This window comes from Pleurocapsa sp. CCALA 161 (assembly GCF_003003995.1).
GTDB lineage: Bacteria > Cyanobacteriota > Cyanobacteriia > Cyanobacteriales > Xenococcaceae > Waterburya.
In genome coordinates this window covers 1-13,245 of record NZ_PVWF01000118.1, presented here as the reverse complement: position 1 = coordinate 13,245, position 13,245 = coordinate 1, and the positions used below count along the sequence as shown (strand labels likewise).

15 protein-coding genes are annotated in these 13,245 nt (G+C 40.2%); 10 read left to right on the top strand and 5 right to left on the bottom strand.

The genetic code is table 11. The features are described from left to right. Positions 1-261: 261 nt before the first annotated feature. The 4 genes from C7B62_RS20595 (at position 262) to C7B62_RS20580 (ending at position 2,813) form a co-directional block, all read left to right on the top strand. Entirely contained in the window at positions 262-921 is a 660-nt protein-coding gene (locus tag C7B62_RS20595) for a DUF3386 domain-containing protein (protein ID WP_370304100.1), read from the top strand. An 82-nt stretch (positions 922-1,003) separates the two neighbouring features. Then, positions 1,004-1,240 (top strand): NifU family protein, encoded by a 237-nt coding sequence (locus tag C7B62_RS20590; RefSeq protein WP_106241635.1) that lies wholly within the window; start codon positions 1,004-1,006, stop codon positions 1,238-1,240. Between the two features lie 126 nt (positions 1,241-1,366). Then, entirely contained in the window at positions 1,367-1,939 is a 573-nt protein-coding gene (locus C7B62_RS20585) for a Uma2 family endonuclease (protein WP_106241632.1), read from the top strand. Between the two features lie 301 nt (positions 1,940-2,240). After that, positions 2,241-2,813 carry a Uma2 family endonuclease gene (locus C7B62_RS20580; protein ID WP_106241630.1) on the top strand — a complete coding sequence of 191 codons (573 nt, stop codon included), beginning with the start codon at positions 2,241-2,243 and terminating at the stop codon, positions 2,811-2,813. A 51-nt stretch (positions 2,814-2,864) separates the two neighbouring features. Here C7B62_RS20580 and C7B62_RS20575 read toward each other — a convergent pair whose 3' ends face one another. Further along, entirely contained in the window at positions 2,865-4,001 is a 1,137-nt protein-coding gene (locus C7B62_RS20575; protein WP_106241627.1) for an AI-2E family transporter, read from the bottom strand. 208 nt (positions 4,002-4,209) lie between these two features. On the opposite strand from C7B62_RS20575, the gene dapB reads away from it, so the two are divergent. The 3 genes from dapB to C7B62_RS20560 all read left to right on the top strand — a co-directional run bounded on the left by dapB (position 4,210) and on the right by C7B62_RS20560 (position 6,662). Next, positions 4,210-5,037: a 4-hydroxy-tetrahydrodipicolinate reductase gene (gene dapB / locus C7B62_RS20570; RefSeq protein WP_106241624.1), complete on the top strand. Its 828-nt coding sequence runs from the start codon at positions 4,210-4,212 to the stop codon at positions 5,035-5,037. 399 nt (positions 5,038-5,436) lie between these two features. Then, complete coding sequence (locus tag C7B62_RS20565) at positions 5,437-6,354, top strand: pentapeptide repeat-containing protein (protein WP_199194300.1); 918 nt, start codon at positions 5,437-5,439, stop codon at positions 6,352-6,354. 14 nt (positions 6,355-6,368) lie between these two features. Next, positions 6,369-6,662 (top strand): hypothetical protein, encoded by a 294-nt coding sequence (locus C7B62_RS20560; RefSeq protein WP_106241622.1) that lies wholly within the window; start codon positions 6,369-6,371, stop codon positions 6,660-6,662. A gap of 61 nt (positions 6,663-6,723) precedes the next feature. Here C7B62_RS20560 and C7B62_RS20555 read toward each other — a convergent pair whose 3' ends face one another. The 3 genes from C7B62_RS20555 to C7B62_RS20545 all read right to left on the bottom strand — a co-directional run bounded on the left by C7B62_RS20555 (position 6,724) and on the right by C7B62_RS20545 (position 8,436). After that, a complete protein-coding gene (locus tag C7B62_RS20555) occupies positions 6,724-7,383 on the bottom strand; it encodes an isoprenylcysteine carboxylmethyltransferase family protein (protein WP_106241619.1) in 660 nt (219 codons plus the stop codon). A 71-nt stretch (positions 7,384-7,454) separates the two neighbouring features. Continuing rightward, complete coding sequence (locus C7B62_RS20550; RefSeq protein WP_106241617.1) at positions 7,455-8,210, bottom strand: cobalt-precorrin-6A reductase; 756 nt, start codon at positions 8,208-8,210, stop codon at positions 7,455-7,457. 34 nt (positions 8,211-8,244) lie between these two features. After that, complete coding sequence (locus C7B62_RS20545; protein ID WP_106241612.1) at positions 8,245-8,436, bottom strand: hypothetical protein; 192 nt, start codon at positions 8,434-8,436, stop codon at positions 8,245-8,247. Between the two features lie 208 nt (positions 8,437-8,644). Between C7B62_RS20545 and C7B62_RS20540 the strand changes: the two genes are divergently transcribed. The 3 genes from C7B62_RS20540 to C7B62_RS20530 all read left to right on the top strand — a co-directional run bounded on the left by C7B62_RS20540 (position 8,645) and on the right by C7B62_RS20530 (position 12,208). Beyond that, the gene (locus tag C7B62_RS20540) at positions 8,645-11,161 is read left to right on the top strand and encodes a mannose-1-phosphate guanyltransferase (protein ID WP_106241609.1); all 2,517 of its coding nucleotides are present in this window, start codon (positions 8,645-8,647) and stop codon (positions 11,159-11,161) included. 103 nt (positions 11,162-11,264) lie between these two features. Then, the gene (locus C7B62_RS20535) at positions 11,265-11,750 is read left to right on the top strand and encodes a single-stranded DNA-binding protein (RefSeq protein WP_106241605.1); all 486 of its coding nucleotides are present in this window, start codon (positions 11,265-11,267) and stop codon (positions 11,748-11,750) included. 41 nt (positions 11,751-11,791) lie between these two features. Next, entirely contained in the window at positions 11,792-12,208 is a 417-nt protein-coding gene (locus C7B62_RS20530) for a DUF2809 domain-containing protein (protein WP_106241602.1), read from the top strand. Positions 12,209-12,323: 115 nt separating this feature from the next. On the opposite strand, the gene C7B62_RS20525 is transcribed toward C7B62_RS20530, so the two are convergent. Beyond that, the gene (locus C7B62_RS20525; protein ID WP_106241599.1) at positions 12,324-13,235 is read right to left on the bottom strand and encodes an alpha/beta fold hydrolase; all 912 of its coding nucleotides are present in this window, start codon (positions 13,233-13,235) and stop codon (positions 12,324-12,326) included. Positions 13,236-13,245 lie beyond the last annotated feature (10 nt).

The window sequence follows — 13,245 nt, the reverse complement described above, 5'->3', positions numbered from 1 at the left end:
AGACTTGTTACTTGTTACTTGTTACTTGTTACTTGTTACTTGTTACTTGTTACTTGTTACTTGTTACTTGTTACTTGTTACTTGTTACTTGTTACTTGTTACTTGTTACTTGCTACTTGCTACTTGCTACTCGCTACTCAATTTTCTTAGTAACCTATATGAAACAAAATTATTACAAGTTGAGCTTAGATTTTTCTATCAATTCAGTCTAAGTAAAGCAAATTTTTCTACACTAGATTAGGAAAGAAAATATTTAGAGATATAGATATGAACGATAATACTGCCCGCGATCGCTTTCGCGCAGCCTACGAACACCGATATACTTGGGATAAAGATTTTCCTGGCTATACAACTAAACTAGAATTGAAGCAAGGAGACGAAACCTACAAGGCTGAGATCAAAGTAAACAAAGATCTAGGGGTAGAAGTCTCGGGAATTGACGACGAAAAGGTAGCAGAGAGCGTTTATAACCATATGCGAGATGTAATTACTCACCGTAAACGCAACAGCTTTGAAAATGCTCATGGAAAAAGCACTTTTACTCTAGGAGAAGAAGATAATACAGGTGCAGTCGAAATTTTAGTTAAAGGAGACTCGATGGGGTCTAACTATAAAATTCGCGGTACTGAAATTTGTCAGGTGAGTCGAGTTATGGGTCCGATGGCGTTTGTGATTAACACTAACGAAAGTTTGGATACTGGAGAAGGCTATATTTCCACTGGCTATAATGCCATCTTTCGCGATTCCAAAACCAATGATTTGAAAGCTAAACGCGAATTTAGTGAAAGTTACGAAAAACTCGATAAATATTATGTTCCCAAGCACCAGGTAATTGAATCTATCGACCCCAACTCAGATAAAATTACTACTGAATTTATCTTTTCTGAAAGTAAACTGTTAGAACCTGCTGCGATCGCCTAACTTACCCTAAGTTTGTATAGACCGCGCTAGGATTAGATTACAAGTAATACAGTTAAATCAACTAAATCAACTAAATACAACTATGACATTAGCATTAACGATGGACAATGTAGAAACCGTCCTAGACGAACTACGTCCTTATCTTATGGCTGACGGCGGCAACGTCGAATTAGCTGAAATTGAAGGCCCAATTGTCAAACTCAGGCTACAGGGTGCTTGTGGATCTTGCCCTAGCTCTGCCATGACTCTCAAAATGGGAATCGAACGCCGTTTACGAGAAAAAATTCCTGAAATTGTCGAAGTAGAACAAGTAGCTTAAAAGTCAAGGACAAATTATGTAGGGGCGGTTTACGACGCAAAGCTATATGCGAAGAGGACTCCTGGAGGATTCTTTTAAAGCGAACCGCTCTTACAGATTGTTTAAATGTGGAAGTATTTTTGACTAATGGTTAAAGCAACCCAGCAGAATTTATATACTTTTGAAGAATACATTGTCTATGACGACCATACAGATAACCATTATGAATTAGTCAATGGCAGACTCGAAACGATGACTCCGCCAACTTTTCTTCATATTTTGATTTGCGATTTAATTAGAGATGCCTTAAAAGCAGAAATAGACAGTCTTCAGCTACCTTTGCTCGCCACCAGAGAAAGCGGAATTAGAACAGGATTTAATAAATCTCGCATCACTGATGTCAGCGTGCTAACAAAAGAACAGGTAATGAGTTCGTTAGCGGGAACGGGGATTTGCGATACACCCCCTGTGTTGATAGTTGAGGTAGTTAGTGCCGATTCAATTAAAAGAGATTATCGATTTAAGAGATCTGAGTATGCTGCTTCTGGAGTCAGCGAATATTGGATTGTCGATCCTCTAGAGCAAAAAGTTACAGTATTGGTATTGAATGAGGGATTGTATGAAGAAAATGTCTACACAGAAAATCAACTAATAGCTTCTCCTACTTTTGAAAAAATTAAATTAACTGTCAAACAAATACTTAGCTTTGAGAATATTTAATTACCTAGGGCGATTTCACTCTACATAGCTTTTTGCTCGCGGTATTATACGCTTAGTGTGAATTAGCTTCGTTCGAGTTTACTAGCTATTAGCTTTTAGCTTTTAGCTTTTAAATATTACCCAGTAACAGCGAAACAACGTTATTTCATCTCTTGAATTAAAATTCACTATGACAAGTACTAGTTCACAAGCAATTTTTAATTCACACCAGACGTATTATTATAAAAAGTATCAATTAAAAATTATCTTGCTCTAATCTTCTAGATCTAAAATGGTAAGTATCTAAGATTTTGATTACCAGATGGAAGCTTTAACCCTTGATTGCCAATCGATTGAATTAACAGACGAGCAGTTTTATCAACTCTGCAATAATAATCCTGAGTTGCGCTTTGAAAGAAATGCTAATGGAGATCTCTTGATCATGCCTCCTACTGGTGGAGAAACAGGCAATAAAAATGCGGGAATTAATGCTCAACTCTGGAATTGGAACAATCAGCAAAAATTAGGCAAAGTCTTTGATTCTTCTACTGGATTTAAATTGCCTAGTGGTGCAAACAGATCTCCTGATGCTTCTTGGATCTTATTATCTCAATGGGATAACTTGACTAATGAGCAAAAACAAAAGTTTCTTCCTTTATGTCCTGATTTTGCGATTGAATTGCTTTCTCCTAGCGATAAGTTGAGCAAAACCCAAGACAAGATGCAAGAATATTTAGATAATGGCATGAAGTTAGGTTGGTTAATTAATTCTCAAAATCAACAGGTAGAAATTTATCGGCAAGGTAAACAAGTAGAAATATTAGATCGCCCTGATAGTTTGTCGGGAGAGGCTATTTTGCCAGGCTTTATCCTCGATCTTGAAGCTATTTGGTAATTGAACCGATGCAGTGATGACCAATAGTTGAGTTTTTTTGTTCGATTAAAACTAACTTGCTCCTCCAATCCCTCCAATCTCTGATGTAATTACTTTAGGTGAAGACGATTTAGAGATTTTAGTTTGACTAGTGCTAGCTTGTTTCGACCTAGAGCGATCGCTTTTTTTTCCCCAATTGCTTAAGATATCTTTAATTAACACTTCCTCAATCCACACTTGAGAGACAACGGTTAATGGCAGTGCCAAAAATAAACCAATAAAGCCGAAAAAGATCGCAAAAGTAGCTTGCGCTAATAAAGTAACGGCTGGTAGCAAAGACACTTGTTGCTTCATAACCAAGGGCGTTAAAACATTAGTTTCTGCTTGTTGAATCAGAAAATAGAGTAATAGTACTGCCAATGCTTTCCAAGGCGCATCAATTAAAGCCAAAATTATTGGTGGAATGCAGCTTAGTACAGCACCCAAATTGGGTATAAAAGTCAATAAACCAGCCAGTAGTGCGTTAGCCAGAGGAAGCTGGACTCCCAAAATTGATAACCCCAACCAGCTTAATATGCTAATGACAAACATATTAAACAAGATTCCTTGAGTCCAGCCTCCCAAAGCCTGTTCACATTTTTTGATAATTTTAGCAGCGCGACGACGATAGAAGGAAGGAAAGAAAGCTAAAAACAACCGCAAGTATGGGTGAGGAGTAATTAACAGCATAATCGTCACTACTCCAACCAGCAGTATATTAACAACAGCCCCTAAAGAACCAGAAAAAATTCCATAGAAGTTACCTAAAAGCTGAGTTGCGAAGGTGGGTAAATTACGGGTAATATTCTCAAGCTTTTGAATTTCTCCTACCAACTGTTTGGGTACTCGCGCCTGTAACCATGTCAACCAAGCTGCAATTTGATCTACGGCTTCTGGCAGTAAATAAAGAGATCGCTGCACCTGATCGATGAATGGAGGAAAAATCAATAAGATAAAGCATACAAAAATTAACAATAACAACATTAAGGAGAGAAGAATTGCTGTATTGCGTTTCTTTACTCCCAATCTCATCAAATATTTGACTAAATAATTAATTGCCGTTGCTAAAGCTACCGAAGCAAATGTCAACAAGATTATAAAGCGGATTTGCCACAAAATATAAATGGCAATTATTAAGGCGATCGCGCCAGCAAAACTACTAAAATTCACAATAAAACCTACTTTAATCTAATCTGTTCTATCTATATAGTTTTAGCTTAAGCTATCGCTTCAACAAGCAAGGACTTAAATATTGCCTATATTTAGCTACTTTGTCTTCCAACTCTTCAAGCAGAAAAGGTCTACAAATGGTGCAAGCAGGTGTCAGACTTTGTTCTAAAATTGTTTTCAAAGGACTTATAGACAATACAACAAATAAATGGCAGATAAATCACCGATTCCCGTAGTTGTTAATGGTGCGCTAGGTCAAATGGGTCGGGAAGTAATTAAAGCTGTATCCCAAGCAGCAGACATGATGTTGGTTGGGGCAGTAGATCTCAATCCTGAATATTTGGGTCAAGACATTGGCGAAATCATTGGTATTGGTGCGCTAGAAGTCCCTGTCTTAAACGATTTACAAAGTGTTTTAGTTTTAGCGACTCAAGAAAAAGTGCAGGGAGTAATGGTAGATTTTACTCATCCTAATAGTGTCTATGAAAATACCCGTAGTGCGATCGCCTATGGAGTTCGACCCGTCGTTGGTACTACAGGTTTAAGTGATGAACAGCTACAGGATTTAGCTGAGTTTGCCGACAAAGCCAGCACGGGAACGTTAATTATTCCCAATTTTTCCATTGGCATAGTTTTACTCCAACAGGCTGCTTTAACCGCCTCAAAGTATTTCGACCATGTAGAAATTATTGAGTTACATCACGATCGCAAAGCTGATGCTCCTAGTGGAACAGCGATTAAAACGGCGCAAATGCTGGCTGAAATGGGTAAATCTTTTAATCCACCCAAGGTAGAGTCTAAAGAGACGATGGAGGGTGCAAGAGGTGCTACAGCCCAGAGTAATATTCCAATTCATAGCATTCGTTTACCAGGGTTAATTGCTCATCAAGAAGTGTTGTTTGGTGCGCCTGGAGAACTTTATACTTTACGACATGACACGAGCGATCGCTCGTGCTATATGCCTGGAGTCTTGCTGGCAATTCGTAAGGTAACTGAATTAAGCTCGCTAATTTACGGTTTAGAAAAAATAATTTAGCTAACTTGATGTATGTAAACAAAAGTTAAGTAATAGCTATTTGCATGTTTTGTGTGGGAAAAAATTGTGTCTTTGCACAGTTTATATTGAGGATCGATAAATGTATAGATATGTAGCAAAAATTAGGGTTAACCGTATTGAAAAGTAGCGATCGGCAACTTTTAGAATGCTGAAATTACTTACTATAATTATTCTAGAATCTGAATCTGTTTACAAATCGAATTAGAAGCTTACCTAAAATATATTAATACATATAATAATTAAGAGTTATGAGAGTACTCGATTTTAAAAACAACTATATCTAAAATAAAAAATAAAAGTAAAATTGGTAAATTTAGTCACTACCACTGTCTATTGGTTTGAGTTACACATAGGAAAAGTTGAGGAAGGATTGCCATAGTGATTCAAAACCTAGAACAACACTATAAAGTATTAGGACTAGAGCCTGGTGCGTCTCTAGAAGAAGTTAACCAAGCATACAAAGATTTGGTATTTATTTGGCATCCTGACCGTGTTCCCCAAGACAACGAGCGACTAGTCAAAAAATCTGTTGCCAAGATCCAGCAGATTAATGAGGCGAGAGACTCTTTGCGTTCGTATCACCGTAAACACAAGCCAGCACCTGCCAAGCAGTCTGCATCCACAGCTTATTCCAGCAGCTCAACTCAAAGTAATCGCCAAGCCTATCGGGCAGATAATACTAGGAGCAACAGTTCTTATAGCGATCGCTATACCTATCAAGCACCTTATAGCGAGACGGAAAACCGCCAGCAAACCTATTCTCGTCCCCATTATGAACAGACACAGACACGTCATTGGAACTATCGAGAATATTATTCGGCATCAAATAATCCCGAACAAAGCTCGTCCAAAGATGGCTATCAAGACTTTCGGGAGACTACCAAGAATCCTACAAGTCGATCAGCACAAAGCACCCCTCAAAGACCATATTACAAAGATCTTAGAGGTGCCGATTTAAGCAGGTCGAACTTTAAAGAAAGAGATTTTTCTGGTAGAGATTTATCTCAGGCTAATCTTTCTTACGCTGATTTAAGCGATACTTTCCTGCATAAAATTATTTTGGAAGAAGCTAATCTTCAGGGTGCAAATCTGAAAGGGGCGAACCTTCTTCAAGCAAACTTGCGTAATGCCGATTTAAGAGATGCCAATCTAATTGGTGCAGATCTCAGCGGTTCAGATCTCAGCGGTGCAAATCTGAGTGGGGCAAAAGTTGGCTTTAACAACAAAATTATGGTGAAGATAACCGCCGTTAAATTGACGGGTGCAACTCTGCCTGATGGTTCAATTCATCCTTAGAATTGCTAAAATCAATGCGAGTTAAACTTGAAGACAATATTCTTTCAATCAATCATGAAGATTTACCAGAATATAAAAAAGGTGGTTCAGTAGTTCGCAATAGCTATTTTTGGGCTTTAAAATCTATTTCTTGCTATGCTTCGAGACATAAAGATTGGGAATACGATCCTGAAGTTTGGGTTGCCCTGGCAAGAATGTTAATTTCCTTTACCGAGTCTGGATATTTAGGCGATCGCGAAACCTCCCTTGAATTTCCCCAAGACACTCCCATTCCTGACGAATTACGCTCCATCTCCAGCTACTTCTAAGCAAATATCTAGCACCGCTACGCTGAAGTCACATTGTCCCAATACTTCTTCATGAAAATAATTAATTAACTTCTACTGCTTCTGTTGCTTGTGCTGAGGATTTATTGATAAATAACTTGGGTAATAGTAAACCTGAACGCTCTTTATAAGCCTTAAATTCTGGATAACGAGCTAAAGACTGCTCTTTTTTACGCATATTGGGCAGAAAAACCACGACCACAAACACACCTAAAATAGCCAAAGGTATCCAATGCTGGGTCAACAGCGCAAAACCAAGATAGATTAAAATTTCGCCAAGATAGTTTGGGTTGCGACTACGGCTAAAAAAACCTTCGGTAATTAGTCCTGGTTTGTACTTAAGAGTAAAGTATTTTTGAGCATCGCTACCATAATGGAGAAATACACCAAATAAGTTGGTAGCGATCGCAATTGCCATCAAAGGCGCACTCGGTTGGACTCCGCTACTAATTAAAATGAAGGGGGCAACCCAATATGAAGCAAGGAAAACAAACACAACCAATCCTGTTCTCCAACTAACCTCTTGTTCCCATTGGCGATCGGGATATAAGCTATCTTTAATTAGCCACATCATGCCATAAGTACCATGGAGGGCAAGATAAATCCAGGGAGCAATCGTAAAGTTTTGATAAACAGCCATCAAACCCAAAACAACGGCAAATGTTATAAATTTGTGTGAATTAATTGCGTATTTTATTTTCATTACTTGTAAGTAGGAAAAAATGTAAAGTTTTTTAACATCATAACCCTAGTTTTACTTGACGAAGCGATCGCCTAGATCGCTTCACAAAAAGTCAGTACCTCGGCAATGATAGAAGTTTGTCTGGGATAGGTAATTTGAGGACGGGTGATAACGAGCAAAGGAATTCCTAAGCTGGCTGCTACTAAACGTTTAGTCTCTTCTCCCCCCGCTTTACCTGAAGCTTTAGTAACCACTAAAGAGATATCCCACTGTTGCCATAAAGCGGTTTCTGTCGCCACGCTAATAGGAGGACGTAGGGCAATTAGGCGATCGCTAGTGAAGCCAGAGGCGATCGCTGTTTCTAACGAGCTTATTTTAGGTAAAACTCTGGCAAATAAAGTAGCTCTACTCTGCCACGGCTGAAACCTTGGTAAGGCTTGGCAACCTACTGTCAAAAATACTCGTTGAGCAGTTAAATAATCCCCTGCTAAAAGTTGTTCCCAACTAGTTAACTCAATTACATTTTCTTGAATTAAAGGTTGATGATGAGTCCTTTCATAGCGCAGATAAGGAATATTTAGCTGGTTAGTTACGGCGATCGCCTGAAGGGAAACTTCAGTTGCATAAGGATGAGAGGCATCGATCACAGCTTTAATCTGATGCTGCTGACAAAAACAAACCATTGCAGCTAAGTTCATACAGCCGATAATTATCTCAGGCTGATGATTATATAAAGCTTGAGCTGAGGCTGTAGTCACAGTGATCGCCAAGGGAAGATCAGACTCAGCCAAAACACTGGCTATGATTGCGCTGTCGCTTGTTCCCCCAATCAGCCAAACTTTATTCATGCACCATTTGAAGACAACTTAATTATTCAATTATTCATCTTCCTTTCAACGCCTTATTAAAATTGCGTCGATAAGACTTATTACTAACAATTAAAACTGGCCATAATAAAGCAAGCCCGATCCGCCCTGATAAACTAGCATTAAAGTTAGTACGATGATACCCAGATAAAAACTTCCAAATCCCACCGACATAGGCAACTATCAAGATAAATCCTAGAAAATGCATATCTACCCTCGCTAACCAAACAAACCACGACTGCTATATTCTAACAACCCAGAAATTTTCTTTCTCTCTCTTTGACACGGTCATTTACGAAAAATGCCTTCTGCCAGCAGATAAATTTAATGCAAATGGAGACTAACCCCTGACTGCCTGATTAATAGTATTAAGATACAGGTATATAAAAAGCAAGTCAAAATTTAAGGAGGTTTTGATGCGAGCAGTCCTAATGGCTGGCGGTTCAGGCACTAGATTACGTCCTTTGACCTGCGATCTGCCTAAACCGATGGTTCCCATCCTCAATCGCCCCATTGCCGAACATATAATTAATTTATTAAAGCGTCACAACATTACCGAAATTATTACCACACTTTATTATTTACCCGACGTGATGCGGGATTATTTTCAAGACGGTAGTGAATTTGGGGTGCAAATGACCTATGCCGTAGAGGAAGAACAGCCTTTGGGTACGGCAGGATGTGTCAAAAATATTCAACTATGGCTAGATGATACCTTTATTACCATGAGTGGGGATGCGATTTCTGACTTCAACTTACAGGAGGCGATCGCTTTCCATCGAAAGAAGAAATCAAAAGCCACTTTAATTTTGACCCGTGTACCTAATCCCGTTGATTTTGGCGTAGTTATCACCGATCAAGACGGTAGAATTAATCGCTTTTTAGAAAAACCTTCGTTGAGTGAAATTTTCTCAGATACGGTTAATACTGGTACTTATATCTTAGAGCCAGAAGTTTTAGATTACCTGCCAGAGAACGAAGAGTCAGACTTTTCCAATGATTTATTTCCCATCCTCTTAGAAAAAGGAGAACCCATGTATGGGTATGTTGCCGAAGGTTACTGGTGTGATATAGGTCATCTAGAAGCTTATCGTGAAGCTCAATATGATGGACTTGAGCAAAAAGTTAAACTAGACTTTCCCTACCGTGAAAAGTCCCCAGGAATTTGGCTGGGTAGCAATACTTATATTGATCCTAGTGCCATGATTGAATCTCCCGTCATGATTGGTGATAATTGTCGCATTGGCGCGCGGGTCAAAATTGAGGCAGGAACTGTCATTGGTGATAATGTAACTATTGGTGCTGATGCTAATCTCAAACGACCAATTATTTGGAATGGTGCTACCGTAGGCGATGAGGCTCATTTGCGTGCCTGTACCATCTCTCGCGGCACCAGAATGGATCGGCGATCCCAGGCTTTGGAAGGTTCGGTGATCGGCAGCCTATCCATTGTTGGGGAAGAAGCCCAAATTGCCCCAGGGGTTAGGGTCTGGCCGAGTAAAAGAATTGAGCCAGGGGCTATTCTCAACATTAACTTAATTTGGGGGAATACTGCTCAGCGCAACCTTTTTGGGCAAAGAGGCGTAACGGGATTAGCCAACATTGACATCACGCCGGAATTTGTCGTTAAGCTAGGTGCTGCCTATGGCTCCACTTTGAAATTAGGTTCAACGGTAATTGTCTCACGGGATCAGCGTAGTGTCTCGCGGATGGTCGGTCGAGCGATAATTTCTGGATTGATGTCGACAGGAATTAATGTGCAGAATTTGGAAGCCACGGCTATTCCTATTGCTCGCACGATGATGACTACTATGATTGATGTAGTAGGCGGAATTCATATTCGTCTAGAACCCAGTCGACCTGATTATTTACTGATTGAATTTTTTGATCGCCAAGGCATTAGTGTTTCCAAGTCCCAAGAAAAGAAAATTGAAGGAGCCTATTTTAAAGAGGATATCCGTCGAGTTTCAGTGCAAGAAATCGGTAGTGTTAGTTATCCTAGTGGGGTGCTAGATACCTACAGTCGCGCTTTTGCCAGATATATTAATATTGCTGCGGTTCGTAGCAGCAGTTCCAAGATCGTCATTGACTATGTATACGCAGTGGCGGGAGCTATTTTTCCTCAGCTACTAGCTAAGTTTGGCTGTGATGCGGTGGTGCTGAACGCTAGTTTACAAGAAACGTCTATTTCCAATACTCAAAAAGAAGTGCTGCTGGATCAATTAGGACAGGTAGTGGAAGCTTTGAGGGCTAATTTTGGGGTTCAAGTCTCTGCTAATGGAGAACAGCTTATTTTAGTAGATGAGGCGGGTTTACCCATTCGCGGAGAAGCCTTAACTGCCTTAATGGTCAATACTATTTTTACCGCTAACCCCCGTAGTACTGTGGTTGTTCCTGTAAATGCCTCTAGCGCTGTCGAAGAAATTGCTCGCCGTCATGATGGAACAGTAATTCGTACCAAAGTAAATCCTACCGCCTTAATGGAAGCATCTCGTGATAATCCCCATGTGGTGCTGGGTGGTAGTAGTGAGATGGGCTTTATTTTTCCTGAGCTTCATCCTGGTTTTGATGCTATGTTTGGCATTGCTAAACTGATTGAAATGCTAACTATTCAAGAGCGATCGCTAGCTGATATTCGTCAGGATTTACCTAATATCTACCATAAATCTTGCTCGGTTCGCTGTCCTTGGAAAGTTAAAGGCTCTTTGATGCGCCACTTACTAGAAACTCACCCTAAGGAAAATTTGGAGTTGATTGATGGCGTAAAAATAATTAATCCACAGAATGATAACTGGGTTCTAATCTTACCTGATGCGGGAGAACCCTTGGTGCATATTTACGCCAATAGTAGCGATCGCTTTTGGGTCGATGAGCAGCTTTTGCAATATCGCCAGCGAGTCCAAAATTTTATTGATCGTGAACAGAGTTATTAAAAACTGCCGTTACAATTACGAAGAGATTTCAACTCTCAGTAATAAATAGTACAATTGTTCACATAGTTTCGAGTAATTTAGATATTTAAGGAGTAGCAAACCCATGAATAGCTGTATTTTGATGGCACAGATCATCACTAATCCTGAACTACGCTCTACTCAAGATCAAACGAGTGTATCGACAATGATGGTTGAGTTTGAATCTACCAAAGAGGGCGAAGACCCTGGCAAAGTGCAGGTAGAAGGGTGGGGCAAGCTAGCTGAAGAGATTCAAAACACTTGTAGTGCAGGAGATCAGATTATTATTGAAGGCCGTTTATCTATGAATCTGTTTGAGATGCCAGAAGGATACAAAGAAAAACGGGCTAAACTAGTTGCTTCTCGCATCTATCCTGTCACAGCTAATACTAGTAATGCCAACTATACGGTCAAACCAGATCAGACTCAGCAGCCAGACAATCTAGTTAATTTTGCGCCCACTCCTAAACCACAAGCAGCCCCAGCTTATGTTTCCCCCGAACCTGCCACCACTCCCGAACCTGCACCAGCAAATGGTGGCAATGAAGATTGGGATGAAATTCCTTTCTAAAGATATTAGACACAAGGGAAACTAATTAAAATAACCATCATATGGTTCAAAAATTATTAGTTAGACGAAGTCTAATTTTACTTTTATTGCTGCTAATTGTTCCTTTAGGAATCTTTTCTAAAGCTTATGGAGGAATAGGACAAGAATGGGTAAAAGACTATTCAGGGGATGTCTTATATGAAATTTTCTGGTGTTTATTCGTCTTTTGGTTTATTCGTCCCAGCAAAGATAGAAGCAAGTTACGCAAAATTGCGGTGGGGGTATTTGTGACCACCTGTATGATTGAAATCAGCCAGCTATGGTTTGATCTAGTCCCAGTCGTCATACGTTCTTCATTTATCTGGCGTATGTTGCTAGGTGCTGGCTTTGATTGGTGGGATTTTCCCCACTATGCCTTGGGCGCATTCATCGGCTGGTGGGTAATTGAGCAAATTGCGTGGCTTGGTAAATTTGAATAGTCTCAAAATATACTGGATACTGGACTGTAAAGTATCCTTTAAGTTAACAGCCGATGTTACGTTAAACGAAATTAACCTATTACTTACTACTTACTACCTAGTCTTAGCAGATTGATTAGTGCGTAACATCAGTTAACAGGGTAGTGGATTGGTGTTGTTTGATCCAGTCCAACAAGATCGGGTTAACTATCTCTGGAGCTTCATCTTGGGGGCAGTGACCTAATCCTTCTAGGGGAACAAACTCATTAACAGTTGGTATTTCAGCTAGTTTTCGTCCCATACCTACAGGCTCCCAAGGATCTTCTGTTCCCCAGAGTAATACCGTGGGACAAGTCAGACGAGGGAGTAAATCTTCGGGCAAAGGCCCTTGGGAATAGCGGGTAAATGCCAGAAAGACATCTGCTGCACCTGGATCTTGAGACGGCTTCATCAGCAGATCGATCAGTTCATCGCTGACGGCTTCTGGACGGCGATATGCCTGGAGCAAGATCTTGCGAACAACTTTTGGTTTAGCTATCTGTTTAAAGAAGAAGCCACCGATTTGTTTATTGCCTAATACCTGCTGCATCACCATCGAGCCGTAGTTGCGATACCAGGGCAGGGTAACTCGTTTGCGATCATGCAATAATCTAATGGAACAGTTAATTGCTGCTACTCCCAAAGCTAATTCGGGGTAATCTACCGCAGTCTGCATGACAACGATGCAGCCAATAGAATTGCCGATCAGAAAAGCAGGCCCACCTACTACCTCACGACAGAAATCCCCTAGCTGTTGTCCCCAAGTTTCAAAAGTATAGTTGACTATTCCTGGTTGAGGTTTAGCCGAACCGCCAAAGCCAATTAAATCGATCGCAAAACAACGACAAGATTCACCCAAAACAGGTAAGTTCTTGCGCCAATGTCCCCAAGATGCACCAAAACCATGCACCAGAACTACTGCTGCCCCTGTATCTCCCGCCTGCTGATAGGTAATCTTGTGTCCCTGCCAGTTCCAGGTTTGTGGTTCGATAATTGCGCTCGCCGTCATATTTTTTGAT